The organism is Streptomyces rubellomurinus (genome assembly GCF_000961885.1).
Lineage (GTDB): Bacteria > Actinomycetota > Actinomycetes > Streptomycetales > Streptomycetaceae > Kitasatospora > Kitasatospora rubellomurina.
This window is the reverse complement of record NZ_JZKH01000047.1, coordinates 25,301-40,839: the sequence shown is the minus strand read 5'-3', so window position 1 is coordinate 40,839 and position 15,539 is coordinate 25,301. Positions and strand designations below refer to the sequence as shown.

The 15,539-nt window shown below is 74.8% G+C and carries 17 protein-coding genes; 8 read left to right on the top strand and 9 right to left on the bottom strand.

Features of this window, described 5'->3' with window-relative positions:
• Nucleotides 1-14: 14 nt before the first annotated feature.
• The gene (locus VM95_RS22295; RefSeq protein ID WP_045699671.1) at nucleotides 15-755 is read right to left on the bottom strand and encodes a rhomboid-like protein; all 741 of its coding nucleotides are present in this window, start codon (nucleotides 753-755) and stop codon (nucleotides 15-17) included.
• A 283-nt stretch (nucleotides 756-1,038) separates the two neighbouring features.
• On the opposite strand from VM95_RS22295, the gene VM95_RS22290 reads away from it, so the two are divergent.
• The 3 genes from VM95_RS22290 to argG all read left to right on the top strand — a co-directional run bounded on the left by VM95_RS22290 (nucleotide 1,039) and on the right by argG (nucleotide 4,580).
• Entirely contained in the window at nucleotides 1,039-1,788 is a 750-nt protein-coding gene (locus VM95_RS22290) for a rhomboid-like protein (protein WP_244178889.1), read from the top strand.
• A 140-nt stretch (nucleotides 1,789-1,928) separates the two neighbouring features.
• Nucleotides 1,929-2,789 carry an SAM-dependent methyltransferase gene (locus VM95_RS22285; RefSeq protein WP_078860343.1) on the top strand — a complete coding sequence of 287 codons (861 nt, stop codon included), beginning with the start codon at nucleotides 1,929-1,931 and terminating at the stop codon, nucleotides 2,787-2,789.
• 378 nt (nucleotides 2,790-3,167) lie between these two features.
• Entirely contained in the window at nucleotides 3,168-4,580 is a 1,413-nt protein-coding gene (gene argG, locus VM95_RS22280; protein ID WP_045699670.1) for an argininosuccinate synthase, read from the top strand.
• Nucleotides 4,581-4,738: 158 nt separating this feature from the next.
• On the opposite strand, the gene VM95_RS42705 is transcribed toward argG, so the two are convergent.
• The 3 genes from VM95_RS42705 to VM95_RS22265 form a co-directional block, all read right to left on the bottom strand.
• Nucleotides 4,739-5,527: a hypothetical protein gene (locus VM95_RS42705; RefSeq protein ID WP_052707496.1), complete on the bottom strand. Its 789-nt coding sequence runs from the start codon at nucleotides 5,525-5,527 to the stop codon at nucleotides 4,739-4,741.
• The gene (locus VM95_RS38975) at nucleotides 5,524-6,093 is read right to left on the bottom strand and encodes an RNA polymerase sigma factor (RefSeq protein ID WP_052707495.1); all 570 of its coding nucleotides are present in this window, start codon (nucleotides 6,091-6,093) and stop codon (nucleotides 5,524-5,526) included. Before VM95_RS38975 ends, VM95_RS42705 begins: the two co-directional genes overlap by 4 nt.
• A 246-nt stretch (nucleotides 6,094-6,339) precedes the next feature.
• Complete coding sequence (locus VM95_RS22265) at nucleotides 6,340-6,813, bottom strand: MarR family winged helix-turn-helix transcriptional regulator (RefSeq protein ID WP_045699668.1); 474 nt, start codon at nucleotides 6,811-6,813, stop codon at nucleotides 6,340-6,342.
• Between the two features lie 177 nt (nucleotides 6,814-6,990).
• Here VM95_RS22265 and VM95_RS22260 point away from each other — a divergent pair, with 177 nt between their 5' ends.
• The gene (locus tag VM95_RS22260; RefSeq protein WP_045699665.1) at nucleotides 6,991-7,401 is read left to right on the top strand and encodes an organic hydroperoxide resistance protein; all 411 of its coding nucleotides are present in this window, start codon (nucleotides 6,991-6,993) and stop codon (nucleotides 7,399-7,401) included.
• Between the two features lie 23 nt (nucleotides 7,402-7,424).
• Here the strand turns inward: VM95_RS22260 and VM95_RS45670 are convergent, their stop codons facing one another.
• Entirely contained in the window at nucleotides 7,425-7,880 is a 456-nt protein-coding gene (locus VM95_RS45670) for an SHOCT domain-containing protein (RefSeq protein WP_045699662.1), read from the bottom strand.
• A gap of 149 nt (nucleotides 7,881-8,029) precedes the next feature.
• On the opposite strand from VM95_RS45670, the gene VM95_RS22250 reads away from it, so the two are divergent.
• Nucleotides 8,030-8,401: a hypothetical protein gene (locus VM95_RS22250; RefSeq protein WP_045699660.1), complete on the top strand. Its 372-nt coding sequence runs from the start codon at nucleotides 8,030-8,032 to the stop codon at nucleotides 8,399-8,401.
• A 30-nt stretch (nucleotides 8,402-8,431) separates the two neighbouring features.
• Here the strand turns inward: VM95_RS22250 and VM95_RS22245 are convergent, their stop codons facing one another.
• Nucleotides 8,432-9,082 carry a LamG domain-containing protein gene (locus VM95_RS22245; protein ID WP_052706955.1) on the bottom strand — a complete coding sequence of 217 codons (651 nt, stop codon included), beginning with the start codon at nucleotides 9,080-9,082 and terminating at the stop codon, nucleotides 8,432-8,434.
• Nucleotides 9,083-9,227: 145 nt separating this feature from the next.
• A complete protein-coding gene (locus VM95_RS22240) occupies nucleotides 9,228-9,857 on the bottom strand; it encodes a CBS domain-containing protein (protein ID WP_244178888.1) in 630 nt (209 codons plus the stop codon).
• 363 nt (nucleotides 9,858-10,220) lie between these two features.
• Here VM95_RS22240 and VM95_RS22235 point away from each other — a divergent pair, with 363 nt between their 5' ends.
• Entirely contained in the window at nucleotides 10,221-12,194 is a 1,974-nt protein-coding gene (locus VM95_RS22235) for a hypothetical protein (RefSeq protein ID WP_157882164.1), read from the top strand.
• Here the strand turns inward: VM95_RS22235 and VM95_RS22230 are convergent.
• Complete coding sequence (locus VM95_RS22230) at nucleotides 12,178-13,389, bottom strand: FAD-dependent monooxygenase (protein ID WP_045699652.1); 1,212 nt, start codon at nucleotides 13,387-13,389, stop codon at nucleotides 12,178-12,180. The two genes, VM95_RS22235 and VM95_RS22230, sit on opposite strands and share 17 nt — an antisense overlap.
• Before the next feature lie 138 nt (nucleotides 13,390-13,527).
• Here VM95_RS22230 and VM95_RS22225 point away from each other — a divergent pair, with 138 nt between their 5' ends.
• Together VM95_RS22225 and VM95_RS22220 are read left to right on the top strand one after the other, a co-directional pair.
• Complete coding sequence (locus tag VM95_RS22225) at nucleotides 13,528-14,238, top strand: TetR/AcrR family transcriptional regulator (RefSeq protein ID WP_045699650.1); 711 nt, start codon at nucleotides 13,528-13,530, stop codon at nucleotides 14,236-14,238.
• Between the two features lie 92 nt (nucleotides 14,239-14,330).
• Nucleotides 14,331-15,131: a HEAT repeat domain-containing protein gene (locus tag VM95_RS22220; protein ID WP_208615508.1), complete on the top strand. Its 801-nt coding sequence runs from the start codon at nucleotides 14,331-14,333 to the stop codon at nucleotides 15,129-15,131.
• A gap of 37 nt (nucleotides 15,132-15,168) precedes the next feature.
• On the opposite strand, the gene VM95_RS22215 is transcribed toward VM95_RS22220, so the two are convergent.
• Nucleotides 15,169-15,534 (bottom strand): hypothetical protein, encoded by a 366-nt coding sequence (locus VM95_RS22215; RefSeq protein ID WP_045699647.1) that lies wholly within the window; start codon nucleotides 15,532-15,534, stop codon nucleotides 15,169-15,171.
• Nucleotides 15,535-15,539: the final 5 nt, after the last annotated feature.

The window sequence follows — 15,539 nt, the reverse complement described above, 5'->3', positions numbered from 1 at the left end:
CGACGCGGCCGCGGTCACCAGGTCCGCGACCCGGCCCGCGACCGCGCCCGCACTCGTACTCGCTGCCAGGCGGCACGAGCTGCGGCGACCGGGTCGAAGGCGCCGGGCCGTCCCCGGGTGATCGGGTAGCAGGCCAGCCCGATCAGCACCGCGCTGAAGTGCCCGACGCTGGTGTAGTCCCGGCTCTGGACCACCCCCAGCCCGTAGACGGCGAGCACCCCGGCCAGGTACAGGTACCGCCAGGGCCGGGTGATCAGGTAGGTCAGCACCGCCACCACCCCGGCGAGCGCGTAGCTGACGCCGTAGTCGAGGGTGTAGACGGCCTTCGGCGGCGCGAGGCCACGGTGGATCGCCCAGCCCAGTAGCCCCTCGCTGAGATAGGTCGCGCCGACGTGCGCGATCACCGCCACCGAGATCCAGCGCAGGGTGCCGAGCCAGCGCTCGGCCGGCACGTGGAAGAGGTTGTAGAGCACGAAGTAGACCAACCAGCCGCCACCGGCGATCCACAGCGCGCTGGTCAGCAGGACCCGGACCGGCGAGACCTGCAGGTGGTGCAGATTGGTGGAGCGCCGCTCCAGGATGCGGTCGGCGGTCACGGGGTCGACGTGCCGGATCACCTGGGTGGTGATGAGCAGGATCGCCAGCCAGGTGTAGCTGCCCGGCGCCCGCCGCGCGTAGTCCCACGCCGCGCGACCGGCCCGCGCCCACCAGGGCCGCCGGCGCGCCCCGGTCGGCTCGCTGGTGCTCCCGGCCATCGACGTCCTCCTCGGCGGACCTCTCCCTGGTCCCGCAGTCCCACCCTCACCCCGGGGCGGCGCCGATGCGTCGGCGCACTCCCCTCTTCGGGTGAGCGACCGCACCGCGGGCGGCAACGGTCGGAACCCCCGGTGCCGCCCTTCCCAGGCGCCTCCGCACGTGCCGACTGCGGAGCACTTCGGCGCAGGCCCCGCCCGCTCCTGGCGTAACCTGGCGATCCGACCTCCCGGGCCTGCCCCGGGCCCGGCGCCGGAGATCCGCAGAACAAGGACATCAAGCACGATGAGGGACCGCCTCGACGCACGCAGGCACACCGGCAACGGCCCCGACGCGGGCACGGACCCTGACGCGGGCACGGGCCCCGCCGCCGGCACCGCCCGTACCGGCGACACCCCCGGCGCCGCCGGCACCACCGGCCGGAACCCCCTGCTCCGCACCGCCGCCCGGCTGCGGCTGACCACGGTCTACGTCGCCCTCCTCACCGCCACCGCCGCGTGGCTCGCCAGCCAGAGCCACGGCGAGCGGGCCCGCTTCGTCCGCCACAACAGCAGCAACGTGCACCACATGGAGGTCGGCAAGTGGTGGACCATGTTCACCAGCGGCCTGGTGGTCGACGGCGTGCCGGCCTGGGCGGGCATCACCGCGGTCGCGGTCGTGTTGGGGGCGGCCGAGTGGCGCTGGGGCCCGGCCCGCGCCGGAGCGGTCTTCCTGTTCGGGCACCTGGGGGCCACCCTGCTCACCGAGGGCGCGATGTGGGCGATGCTCGCCACCCGCATCCCGGGCGCGCTGTCCCACGCCAGGGACGTCGGCATCAGTTACGGGCTGGTCGCCACGGCCACCTGCCTGCTCGCCCTCGGCCCGGCCCGGCTGCGCCGGTACGGCCTGCCGGTGCTCGCCCTCGCGCTGGCCTCGGCCTGGGCCCTGGACCAGGAGCTCGCCGACGCCGGGCACCTGGTGGCCTTCCTCCTGGGCGTGCTGGCCTCCCGTACGTCCTGGGTGCGAGCCCGAGCCCGGGCCCGAGCACCCCGCTGATCCCGCCGGAATCCCTCCCTCCTCCTGGCCCGGGGGGAGGTGGTCGACAGCCGAAGATCGCCCGCTATCATGCGTTCACGTCCAACCGGCTGTCGGCGTAGGCCTGGTGACAGCCGCTCAGGCCTTTGGAGGGGGACCGGATGCTCAAGCCCGGTGACAGCACGGACACGACCGGCACGGGGAGCACGCACCAGACGACCGGAAGGTCCGCGACGGAGGACCTCGCGCACCCGGTCGCACTGCAGACCGACCGGCCGCACCCGGCCCGGATCTACGACTACTGGATCGGCGGCAAGGACAACTTTCCGCCCGACCGCATCGCGGCCGAACACGCCATCTCCGTCTCGCCCGACATCCCGCAGGCCGCCCGGGAGAACCGCGGCTTCCTGCGCCGAGCCGTCCGGCACTGCGCGGAGGCGGGCATCCGCCAGTTCATCGACATAGGCTCCGGGCTGCCGGCCCAGGGGAACGTGCACGAGGTGGCGCAGGAGGTGGCCCCCGACAGCCGGGTGGTCTACATCGACAACGACCCGATCGTCCTGACCCACGGCCGGGCCCTGCTCGCGGACAACCGCACCACCACCGTCCTCACCGGCGACCTCCGCGACCTCGACGAGCTGCTCGACCGGCCCGCCCTGCGCGAGTTGATCGACCTCTCGCAGCCGGTCGCCGTGCTGCTCGTGGCGGTCCTGCACTTCGTGACCGACGAGCAGGCCGCCGCGGCCGTCCGGGCGGTCCACGAGCGGCTGGCACCGGGCAGCTTCCTGCTGGTCTCGCACAGCACCGCCGAGGGCAACCCGGTTCGCGCCGCCGAGGCCGCGAAGACCTGGGACAACACCGACTCCCCCATCCGCCTGCGCGGTCGCGCCCAGGTCGAGGAACTGCTCGAAGGCTGGGAGCTGCTGGAGCCCGGGGTGGAGTTCGTGCCGCTCTGGCGCCCGGACGGGCCCACCGACGACTCCACCCGCTGGATGTACGCGGCCGTGGGCCGCAAGGCCTGACACCCCGAGGCCCTGACACCCCCAGGCACTGACACCCCGAGGCCCTGAGACCTCAGGCACTGACACCTCACCGCGGCGGCCGGCCGTCGTCCCGGGCCGGGCTCCCCACAGGGGGCCCGGCCCGAGCCGTACGCACGCCAACTAGCCTCCGCACCACGTCAGTTGATCAGACCCAAGCAGGCGCGCGCGCCGGGCCGGGGCACCGCCTCCGACTGACGTGATCGTATTGTCTTGCATTGCTCTGCAAATGTATGCCAGAGTTCAGGCATCGGATACGTCGAGATCCCAGGCGTCGCTCACACCGACGTCGTCACGTCCACGTCGCAAGTCAACATCGCTGAGTCAGGAGCCCGCGCCACGCGGGTCAAGGGTGCACCCATGTCGAAGGTCTTGAGCAAGCTGCCGGTCGGTGAACGGATCGGCATCGCATTCTCCGGTGGTTTGGACACCTCGGTCGCCGTCGCGTGGATGCGCGAGCACGGCGCCGTTCCCTACGCCTACACGGCCGACATCGGCCAGTACGACGAGCCGAACCTCGCCGACGTGCCGGCCCGTGGCCGCGCCTACGGCGCCGAGCAGGCGCGGCTGGTCGACTGCCGTGCCGCCCTGGTCGAGGAGGGTCTGGCCGCGCTCGCCTGCGGCGCCTTCCACATCCGCTCGGCCGGGCAGACCTACTTCAACACCACCCCGCTCGGCCGCGCCGTGACCGGCACCCTGCTGGTGCGGGCGATGCAGGACGACGGCGTCTCGATCTGGGGCGACGGTTCCACCTACAAGGGCAACGACATCGAGCGGTTCTACCGCTACGGCCTGCTCGCCAACCCCAACCTGCGGATCTACAAGCCGTGGCTGGACCAGCAGTTCGTCACCGAGCTCGGCGGCCGCAAGGAGATGTCCGCCTGGCTCGCCGAGCGTGACCTCCCGTACCGGGACTCCGCCGAGAAGGCCTACTCCACCGACGCCAACATCTGGGGCGCCACCCACGAGGCCAAGCGGCTGGAGTTCCTGGACGCCTCGATGGAGATCGTCAGCCCGATCATGGGCGTGGCCTTCTGGGACCCGGCCGTCGAGATCGCCACCGAGGACGTCACCGTCGAGTTCGAGTTCGGCCGCCCGGTCCGGATCAACGGCCAGGTGTTCGCCGACGACGTCGCGCTGGTGCACGAGGCCAACACCATCGGCGGGCGGCACGGCCTGGGCATGTCCGACCAGATCGAGAACCGCATCATCGAGGCCAAGAGCCGCGGCATCTACGAGGGCCCGGGCATGGCGCTGCTGCACATCGCCTACGAGCGGCTGCTCAACGCCATCCACAACGAGGACACCCTCGCCACCTACCACACCCAGGGCCGCCGGCTCGGTCGGCTGCTCTACGAGGGCCGCTGGTTCGACCCGCAGGCGCTGATGCTGCGCGACAGCCTGCAGAAGTGGGTCGGCCAGGCCGTCACCGGCAGTGTCACGCTGCGGCTGCGGCGGGGCCAGGACTACTCGGTCATCGACACCCGGGGCCCCAACTTCAGCTACCACCCCGAGAAGCTGTCGATGGAGCGCAGCGTGGACGCCGCGTTCGTCCCGGACGACCGGATCGGCCAGCTGACGATGCGCAACCTGGACATCGCCGACTCCCGCGGCAAGCTGGAGCAGTACGCGGTGCACGGCCAGCTGGCGCCGTGGAGCGGCCTGATCGGCGAGCTGTCCCTGGGCGGGGCCACGCCGATCGCCGCCGGCACCGGCGACGCGGCGGAGTCCACGGCACTGGACCACGCCGCGATCGAGTCCGGCACCGACTGACCCGGTACGGCCCGCCCTGACCGGGCCGTACCCGCCGGGGGCCGCCGCACCACAGCAGGTGCGGCGGCCCCCGGCCGTCCCGCTCCACACCCCGGCCAGACCCAGGCCACGCCCGAGCCGCACCCGCCGCGCACCAGCGGCAGATCAGCAGCCCCCGGTCACCGGATCCGCACGACGCCCCGGCCGCGCACCGCCCGCTCCCCCAGCCGCGCGGCCGCCACCTCCGCGACCCCGGCGCCCCCGACCGCACGCAGGTCCGCCCCGGCCACGGCCCCCGCCGCAGCGCCCGAAGGGGCGCCCGCCATCGGCCGCGCCAGCACCGCGTCCCGCAGCATCAGCAGGATCTCGCCGTCGTAGCGCTCCGCCAGCAGCCGGGCGAGCCGGGCCGCGCCGCCCGGTCGGGCGCCCGGGGCCAACTCCGGCAGCCGGCCCGGTTCGCTGAGGTCCTGGGCCCGCCCGGCCCAGCGCGCCGCATCGCCCGGCTCGCCCTCGGCCACGTAGTGCACCGCGAGGCAGTGCACGGCCAGTTGGTCACCGTACTGGGCGGCGATCCGCCACCAGAAGACGCCGTCGCCGGGCCGCCCCATGCCGTAGAGCAGGCAGCCGAGGGTGCGGAGGGCGGTCTTCTCGGCGAGTTCGAGGTCGAGGGCCAGTTCGCCCGGCTCGGCCGCGCCGGCCACGCCCGCGCACAGGTGCCGCAAGTCACGCCGCAGGTCACGCCGCAGGTCGGCCCGGCCGCCGGCCCACGGCGGGTCCCCGGAGCCGAAGGCGTGCGGCGGACGGGCGGCGGACGGCGGCCGGGCGGGCCGCTCGCGGGTCGGCTGGGCGGGCCTGCGGGCGGCGGCGAGGTGTTCGGCGAGCCGCCGGGTGAAGGCCACCGGGTCGTGGTCGCGGAACTCGCGCTCCAGCGCGGCGGCGTGCGTGTCGAGCAGGTCGGCGATCCTCATGCGCCCGCCTCGCCTTCCGGGTGCTCCAGCAGGTACTCCAGGTGGCGCCGCCCGAGGCTGTAGTAGGTGCGGGCGGTGGTGTGCGCGAGGCCGAGCGCCCGGCCGATGTCCGGGTAGGAGAGCCCTGCCTGGCGCAGCCGGACGACATCGGCCTGGACGGGCGCGGCGCGCGCGAGCTCGTCCATCGCCCAGTCCAGGGCGTCCAGTTCGGCGAGCTCGTTCAACTCGTCCTGGCTGGTGTCGGGGCGGCGCTGCGCGATGACCCGCTGCCGTTTGCGCTCGGTGCGGCGGCGTTCGCGCAGGACGTCGACGACCGCGTCCTTGACGATCTTGAAGGCGTAGGCCTGCGGGTCGGCGCTGCCGAGGGCGCGGCGCCAGTTCTTGTAGAGCGCGGCACCGGCGTTCTGGACGGCGTCCTGCGCGTCCTCGCGGTGGCGCAGGCGCTGCTGGGCGTAGCGGAGGTAACCGGGGTTCTCGTGGGTGAAGAAGGCCTCGAAGTCGGCCGGCAGGTCGGCGAGCGGGTCCGCCCGCAGGGCCCGCTCCTCGCCCGGCCCGGGGGTGCTCACACCCGTCCCCCTTTCGTGGGTCAGCTGGCCGGCCCACCGGGTGGCACGCCGACGGCCCGTGGAAGGGCTCGTGGTGTAACCGTCCGAGAGGGGGCGAATGTTGACCGGATCGGGCGGACAATCGGCGAACGTTTCCGTTCACTTTCGAACATGGCCGCTGACCTGCCGGTTCGGCTCGATCGACCGACACCGAACCGCGCCAGAGTGACCCAGATCACACTCCACCGCCGGCCGACTTGACAGGCCCTACGGCGCCGGGTCCACCACCGCCGAGTCCAGCGCACCGGTGACCCGGTCCAGCAGCGCGCGCAGCGCGGCCAGGTCCTCGACCGGCAGGCCGGTCGCGGTGAGCAGCCGGCGCGGCACCTGGCCGGCCCGCCCGCGCAGCGCCGAGCCCTCGGCGGTGAGCCGGACGGTGACCGACCGCTCGTCCTCCGGGCTGCGCTCGCGGCGCACCAGTCCGGCCGCCTCCAACCGCTTGAGCAGCGGCGACAGCGTGCCCGAGTCGAGCCGAAGGCGCTCGCCGATCCGCTTGACGGGCAGGTCGCCGTCCTCCCAGAGCACGAGCATGACCAGGTACTGCGGGTAGGTGAGCCCCAGGTCCTTGAGCAGGACGCGGTAGACGCCGCCGAACGCGCGGGAGGCCGCGTTCAGGGAGAAGCAGATCTGCTGGTCGAGGCGGAGCAGGTCCTCGTCCGCCATGCCGGGGAGCGTCGTCATGCCCCCAATGGTACCGATCACTTTCACGCCATTGAGTTGTGCGCAATTGAATTGCGTGCTCTACTTACTGCACGGCAGGGACGGCCCGGGCAACCGGGCCGGCTCCGCCCGGCACCAGCAGGACCAGCAGCACCAGCAAACGACGGCAGCACTCCACCGAAGACCGAAGGAACCGACATGGACGCGATCTACACCGCAGCAGCCACCGCCAACGGCCGGGAGGGCCGCGCGGTCAGCTCGGACGGCCGACTGGACCTCGCGCTGGCGATGCCGCAGGCACTCGGCGGCGACGGCAACGGCACCAACCCCGAGCAGCTGTTCGCGGCCGGATACGCGGCCTGCTTCGCCAGCGCCCTCGGCCTGGTGGGCCGCCAGTCCCGGGTGGACACCAGCGAGGTCTCGGTCACCGCGGAGGTCTCCATCGGCAAGGACGGCGCCGGCTTCGGCCTCGCCGTCGTCCTGCGCGTCGAGCTCCCCGAGGCGCTCGCGGACGGCAGCGGCGAGCTGCTGGTCAAGCAGGCCCACGAGGTCTGCCCGTACTCCCGCGCCACCCGCGGCAACATCCCGGTCGAGCTGGTCGTCGAGTAGTCCCCCCGGGGGGTGGCCTCCAGTCACCCCCCGCTCGGCGCACCCGGCGTACCCGGCGCACCCGGCCCGTTGGCCGAGCGCAGCGTGTCGAGTCTGCGCCGGTACTCGGCCTCGTCGATCTCGCCGCGGGCGAACCGCTCCGCGAGCAGCTGCTCCGGCGTCGGCCCGTACGCCCCCGGCAGCCCACCAACCCCGGCAGACCCGCCGGGACCACCGGTCCCGGCGGGCCACGCCGTCCCGGACGCACCGGACGCCCAGCCCGGCGACCCGGCCGCGCCGGGGCCCGCCGCACCGTGCGGGACCGGCTGCCGCGAGCGCGACAGGTACCGGATCAGCAGGACCACCAGCAGCACCAACAGCGCCAGGACCAGCAGCGAGCCGACCGCCATCAGCCCGATGCCCCAGCCGCTCAGCCCGTGGCCGCGCCCGAAACCGTGACCGTGCCCGAACCCGGGCCCGAATCCGTGCCAGTGCCTCATCAGGACCTCCTCCTCCGGCCCCTTCGGGCCCGCCGAGGCGATCAGCGCCTTATCACCATCGTGCGCCCGCCACGGCGGGAAGCGGCATGAGGAAAGCCTGAGAAATCGTTTCGGCACGAGGACCGGGCCCGGCGGGGTACGTTGCGGCCATGACCCACCACCCACCGCCCGACCTGCGCTCGCCCGAGCGGCTCGTCGCGGCCGGGGTGCTGCGCCGCCACGGGGACGGCAGCCCCCACCCGGCGCTGGGCGGCTCCCCGATCAGTTACGTCTCGCTGCCCCTCTGGGCCGCGCTGACCGCCCTGGCCATCGCGCCCAACGCGGCCGAGGCCACCGCCACCGCCCTGCTGCGCGCGATCGCCGACCAGGCCGTGGACGCGGCACTGGCCCCCGGCAACGAACGCGCTCCCCGCGACGACCTGTACGTGGCCGCGCCGGCGCACATCGGCCCGTACCGGCGCACCGTCTGGTTCCAGCGCAGCGGCCCGCGCGGTCCGATCACGGCCTCCTTCCCGCCGTGATTACGGACGTCGCGGGCCCACCGCCGCCCGTCACCGCTCGACCCGCAGGCTGTGGCAGACCCAGCTGAGCCGGTCCGGCCCGTCCAGCGGCGGCCGGTCGTGGTAGATCCCGTCCGCCACCGACAGGTTGACGATCAGGTAGGCGTGCCAGGCCGGCCCGACGCCGTGCAGGTCCGCGTAGACCAGCTCCTCCTCCACGTACCAGTCCACCGAGTGCGCGCCGAGCACCACCCGCAGACCGAAGGTGGCCCCGGGGCCGATCCCGGCGCTGCCGCCGTGCCAGTAGCGGAAGCCGCCCCGGACGTGGTTGGAGATCTCCAGCAGGTCCGGGTTGTCGGGGTGGTACTCGAAGACGTCGACCTCGTTCCCGCCGTCCCGCCAGGTCCAGATCGCGGGCCAGGCGCCCAGTTCGACGGGCAGCGTCACCGTCGCCGAGAGCACGTCCCCGGTGCGCAACTGGAAACCCTCCGGACTGCCTTCGGTGGTGAGCAGGTTGCAGGTCCACAGGCCGCCGGCGCGCCGCCGGCGGGCGGCGAACACCCCGCCGGGGCAGTACTCGCGGCTCAGGTAGTCGAGTTTGTGATCGCTCCGGTTGGTCGGCCCCATTCTCGGGTAGGCGCTGCTACGCCCGGCGATCCACTGCCTGGTCGAAGTGAAGTCCGCGTCGAACACGACGGTCACGGCCGCCTCCCCAATGCTCCGGTGCCCCGGCAGTCCGACACGCCGGGCACACAGAGTGAGTTACCCGATACGCTCCGCAGTATGCGAACGGGACCAACCGGGTCCGCAACGCGGACCGGCCGCCCCCCACGGTCCGTACGGTCCGTCAGCCCACCGGTGTCGGCGCGTCGCCCGCCTCCAGCCGGTCGGTGACCGAGACCACGCCGTCCACCGAGCGGCACAGGTTGAGCACGATCGGCACCAGGTGCGGCTCCGGCACGGTCCCGCTGAGCACCACCCGGCCCTGGTCGACCTCGACCCCGACCTGTGCCGGGCTGACCCCCTCGATCCGGCCGAGCACCTCCTCGACGATCTCCCGCCGGATCACCACGTCCTCGCGCAGGAACACCCGCAGCAGGTCCCCGCGGCTCACCATGCCGACGACCCGCCCCTCCTCGTCCAGCACCGGCAGCCGCTTCAGCCCGTGCCGGCTCATCAGCCGGGCGGCCGCGACCACGCTGGTGCCGGGCGTGGTGCAGACCGGCTGCGCGGTCATCAGATCGGCCGCGGTCACCGCGCCGCCGCGCCCGAGCCGGGCCGGCTCGGGGGCCGGGAGCGGGCTGTGCGGGTCCTCCTGCGCGGCCAGCGTGCGCAGCAGGTCGGCCTCCGAGACCACGCCGAGCGGCCGCCCGTCCGGGTCCACCACCGGCATCCCGGTGATGTCGTACTCGGCCAGCAGCGCGACGATCTCCCGGAACCCGGTCTCGGGCGCGACCAGCACCACGGGGCTGGTCATCACAGATTCGACGGTGGCATGCCGCACGCCGGTTCACCTCGTCCACCACGCTGGTCAGGCCGGGCGCGGATCGGCCCGGCCGGTACCGGCAGCATCGCTCCCGGCGGCCCGAAAGGCCAGGGGCCAAGGGGCCGAACGGGTGGGACCTTGGCCCCTGAGCCGCGCACACGCGCCGAACGCGGTATGCCACGAGGCCGCGGGCCCGGAAGCGTCCGGCGCGCACCTCCGGGCGGGGTGACCGGGCGCGTCGCCCTCGCACCGGCTCCGGTGCGGACGGGAGGGCTCCACGGACGGCGCAACCATCACATGATCGACTCGTTGAACCGTCCACCACGACAGCACGGACGGCGCCGGGAGGGCCTGTTGGCAGGACGGACGGTGAGCGCGCTGCGGCCGCGCCCGGGCACAGCGCAGCGCCCGGTGGTCCGGGCGGAGGCCGCGCTGGTGCGCCACTACCGCCGGCTGGTCCGGATCGCCTACCTGGCGCTGCCCGCCGACCGGGACCGGCACAGCCGGGTGCTGGCCGCGCACGCCGCCGCCCAGCGCGCCCTGCCCTCCCGCTGGTCCCGCGGCACCGAGGCGCCGCTCGCCGCACCCCAGTCCGCCGCACCCCAGTCCGCCGCACCCCAGTCCGCCGCTTCGCCCGCAGCGCCTCCGACACTCGCCTCGCCCGGCGAGGACGAGGTGTACGCCGCACTGCGCCTGCGGGTGCTGCGGACCGCGCTGCGGCCGCGGCCGGTGCGGCGGGTGGTGGCGCCCCGGGTGTGGGGTCTGCGGCTGTTCACGCCGCACGGCGGGGAGGAGGACGCGGCCCTGGACCGGGCGCTCGCCGCGCTGGACGCCCCGGCCCGGGCCGCGTTCGCGCTGCGCGCCGTCGAGGGGTTGAGCGCGGAGGCCGCCGTCGACGTCCTGCGGCAGGCCGGGGCGGCAGGACCGGAGGCGGCGGTGGCCGCAGCCGCCGAGGTGCCCGCCGGGCCGGGCCCGGACGCGCCCGCCTTCGACCCCTGCGCGGTCCGGGTGCAGCCCACCGACCTGCTGCGCCGCCGCCGGTCGCTGGCCGCCGCGCTCGCGGTGGGCGTGCTGGGGCTGACCACCACGGCGGCGGTCCTGGGCGCCTCCGGACCGGCCGAGCCGGCCGGCAGGCCGTCCGCCGCGCCGCCGCCGGGCGGAGCGGCCGATCCGGGCCGGCTGGTCCGGGTGGCACCGGACGCGTGGCAGCACACGACACGGGTCGACTTCACGGCCTGGCCGGCCCGGGGCGAGCGCCGGGAGGACGGCGCGCTGCTCGGCCGCGCGCTGGCCTCCTGGGCGCAACCGGGCCCGCGGACCCGTGCCGAGCCGGGCACCGACCCGGGCCCGCCGACCGCGCCGCCGCACCTGCTGTACGCCGGCACGGTGGACGGCACCGGCGTGGTGGTGCTGTTCGACGGGCAGCGGATCGCCCGGTACAGCGACGGCCAGGGCGGCGGCCTGGACCTCGCCCGCGCCGACGACCCGGATCCGGCGACGGCGGGCGCGGTGGTGCTGCGCCGTCAGGGCACCGCCGTCCGGTACCTGCTCGCCCCCTGGGTGGAGGACGCGGACACCCGCCGGATCGACCAACCCGACGCCCCCGCCCACCCGCTGGAGCACCCGGACGGGGTGACCGCCGCGGCGCCGGGCGGCGGGTTCGCGGACTGCCGGGGCGCCACCGTGCTCCGGCTGCACTCCTCGCCGCAGCTCGCGGAGCGCTCCGGCGTCCTGCTGGCCGACCTGGGCGGCCTCGTCCCCGCGCACCTCACCTGGTCACCGCCGGACCGCGCCCAGACGCCGTCCCCGTCCCAGACCCAGCCGCCGTCGCCGTCCCCGTCCGAGGCCACCGGCCAGGACGCCCTGCAGGCCTGGGCCCGCGCGGGCTGCGCCGTCCCGGATGCCACGCCGGGCGTCCGGCAGTTGAGCCTGTGGGCCTTCGCGAACCAGCAGCTGCCGCAGAACGCGGGGTCCGCCACCTGGTACTGCCTGCGCGCCGACCGCTGGGACGGCGCGGGCAGCGCCGCCACCGCCGTCCTGCTGCCGGCCTCCCGCACCCCGCAGCGCACCGGTGGCGGCCCGGGCCGGGCCTGCAGCCGCTTCGAGCCGGACGTGGCGGCCTGGGCCTGGTGGCGCTCCCCGCAGGGGACGGAGTTCCTGCTGGCGGCGGGCAGTCGGCGGGTCGCACGGCTGACCGTCAAGGGCCCGGACTGGTCGGCCGACCGGGCCGTGCCGGACCACGCCCTGGCCCTCGAACGGCCCGGCCGCGCCACCGTCCAGGTCGAGGCGACGCTGGACGGCGGCACCCGCATCAGCCCGCCGCACTGAACCCCGCCGCGCTGAGCCCCGGCTCCCGCTCGTAGTCCGGCAGTTCGACGCTCGACACCTGCTCCCCCAGCGCCAGCATCCTCCGCAGCACCCACCGCCGGTTGAGCAGCCCGTTGCGCAGCCGCAGCCCGGTCGCGGTGCGCGGCGCCAGGAACGGCCCGGTGCGGTCGCCGCCCTTCTGGCAGCCGCGGGCGTAGTCGCGCAGCAGCCGCTCGTACCGGGCGAAGGCGGTGCGGTGGTCGCCGCCGGCCCGGGCGAGTTCGCCGGCCAGCACGTAGGCGGCCACCACACCGGTGCCGGTGCCCATGCCGCCGATGGTGGCGCCGCAGGCGGCGTCGCCGAGCAGGGCGATCCGGCCGGTGGACCAGGCGGGCAGGTCGGCACGGCTGATCGCGTCGAAGTACAGCTCGGGCGCGGTGTCCAGGCTCGCCAGCAGTTCGGGCACCCGCCAGCCGAGCCCGGCGAAGGCCTGCCGGATCAGGGCCTTCTGCTGCTCGGGGTCGTTCCGGTCGTACGCGCGGGCGGGCGAGGCGAAGAGGCAGAAGGCCCCGGCCCGGCCCGGGTCGCGGTGGTCGGCACCGAGCGAGGCGAGTCGGCCCGGCACGTTGAGCCCGACCGATCCGGTGGCCGGCAGCGTGCCGTCGTTCGGCAGGTGCCAGGTGGCCGCGTAGTAGCCGAGGTGGCGGACGTAGTGCTGCTCGGGGCCGAAGGCGAGGCGCCGGACGGTGGAGTGCAGTCCGTCCGCGCCGATCACCAGGTCGACGTCGCGCGGCGCGCCGTGCCGGAACTCGACCCGGACGCCGTTCGCGTGCTCGGCCAGCGCGGTGATCGAGTCGCCGAAGACGTACTCGGCGCGGGCGCTGCTGTGCCGGTGCAGCAGCCGGGCCAGTTCGCCGCGCGGGAGCTCCACCGCGCCACTCGCGAACTCGGCGGGCAGGTGGAGCAGTCGGCGCCCGTCCGGGTCGACGAAGGTGATCGGGCTGCCGCCGGTGTCGAGTGCCCGCAGTTCGTCGAGCAGGCCCATCCGTTCCAGGACGGTCAGGTGGGTGCGGCCGCGGAAGTCGACGTTCTGGCCGCCGCCGCGCAGCGCGGGCGCGCGCTCGACGACGGTGGTCTCGAAGCCGTAGCGGCCGAGCCAGTGGGCGAGGGCGGGGCCGGCGATGCCCGCACCCGAGATCAGGACCTTGGTGTTCATGGAATCCGCTCCGTCCGACGACCGGGGATCACGGTCGAAAACTGCGCACCGAAAACTGTGTCCAGAGGACACTGTTTGTTGTTGTGTACGGTAGACGCAGTTTGGTCGGAGGGGCAAGCCCCCAGGCGGGAGCGGCACGTGAGCGAGACGGTGAACGAGAGCCTTCGGCTGCTCTGGGGGCCTCCGGCCCGGCCGACCCGGGGGCCGAAGCCGGCGCTGAGCCTGGAGCGGATCGCGGCGGCGGGTGTCGAGATCGCCGATGCCGAGGGGCTGGCCGCGGTCTCCATGCAGAAGGTGGCCGGGCTGCTCGACTTCACCAAGATGTCGCTCTACCGCTATGTGCCCGGCAAGGCCGAACTCGTGGCGCTGATGGTCGAGTCGGTCAGCGGCGAGCCTCCCGAGGCCGCGGCCGACGCCGACTGGCGGGATCAACTCACCGCCTGGGCCCACGCGTTGACCGAGCGCTTCAGCCGCCACCCCTGGCTGCTGGACGCCACGGTCGGCCCCCGGCTGCTGGGCCCCCGGGAACTCGCCTGGCTGGAGCGGGTGGTGGCGGCACTGGAGGGCAAGGGCCTCACCGGCCCCGAGCGGATGGACGCCGCCGTCCTGCTCGCCGGGCACGTGCGCGGCATCGCGCTCCAGGCCCGGGGGTCCGCTCCGGGCGGCTCCCCGGAGGCCGAACTGCTGGCCGCACTCGGCTCCGTGGTGCTCCGGCACGCCGACCGCTACCCCGCCCTGGCCGACGCCATGGCCGACCCGGACGGACGCGACCAGGCCCTCGGCTTCGGCCTGGAACGCATCCTGGACGGCCTCGCCGCGCTGATCGACCGGCGGACCGGCGGCAGCTGACGGGCCGCCTCGACCGGGCCACCGCAGACCGGGCCGTCGGCACGCGATAACCGTTGGAGCGCGGGCCGTTCGAGGCACTAGCATCGCCCGCCATGGCCATGTTCGTGCATCTGACCAACGCCGCGAACGCGCCGCGCATCCGCCGCTCCGGCATCCGGGCCGGCAGCTGGGCCCAGGGTGACACGCGCGGGGTGTACTGCTTCCCGGTGCTGCCCTCCTACACCCTCACCCACCAGTGGGTGCGCGAGCTCGCCCGGTTCCACCCGAAGGGCGCGCTGGTCGCGGTGCACGTCCGGCTGGACGACGCGCAGGAGGTGCTGGTCGGGCACTACCGGGACCGCGCCAAGGAGGCCCAGCGGTGGCACACCGCCGCCGAGGCCGTCGCGCGGATCGCCGCGCTGCCCGATCCGCGCGGCTGGGAGGTGGTCCTGCCGCGCGCGGTGGCGGCCGGCGAGGTGCACCGCGTCCGCGCGGTGCCGCAGGTCGCCGGCTGGCGCTACCTGCCGGACGCCCACGGCCGCCGCCCCTGCACCTGCATCGGCTGCCGTGGTCGCGGCGGCTACGGCGACCGCCGGCTGCGCGAACGCCACCCGCACCCGCTGGACGGACCGCCGCCGCCCGTCCCGGTGCTGCTCGCCCGGATCGCGGCGGCCGGGGACCCGGGCGACCCGGACGAACTGCGGGCCGCCCTGCACTGGTTCGGCCTGCGTCGGCGCGGCCCGCTGGACGCCCTGGCCCGGCTGGCCGACCACCCGGACCCGGCCGTGCGCAGGGAACTGGTGTGGACGGTGCACAACTGGTCCACCCCGGGCGTCGCCGAGCTGCTGGACGGCCTCGCACAGGACCCGGAACCGGACGTCCGCGAGGCCGTCGAGGCGGTCCGGGACGTCTGAACCGCCCCCCGAACCGCCCCGTCACCGCGCGCAGCCGTCAGGAGGTGCGCTTCAGCTGCCAGGAGTTGTTGTTGAAGCTCGGCACCGAGGAGTACTGGCAGCTGGAGCTGTAGAAGCTGCTGACGATCGTCCAGCCGGCCGGCGGGTAGGTGGACGAACAGGCGTTGACGACCGTGCCGACCGGCAGGCCGGTGAGCTGCTTGATCTGCTTGGCGTTCGGGGCGAACCCGGAGCCGCAGCCGGCGCTGTTCCACCACTGGACGTCCACGTAGCCGCTCGGGGTCAGCGTGGAGGCGCAGACGTTGGTGGTGTCGCCGGGGGCGGCCTGGGCGGAGCCCATGGTCAGGGCGAGGGCGGCGGCGGTACAGCCGAGGGTGACGGCGACGGCGCGAAGTCGGGTCATGGGGG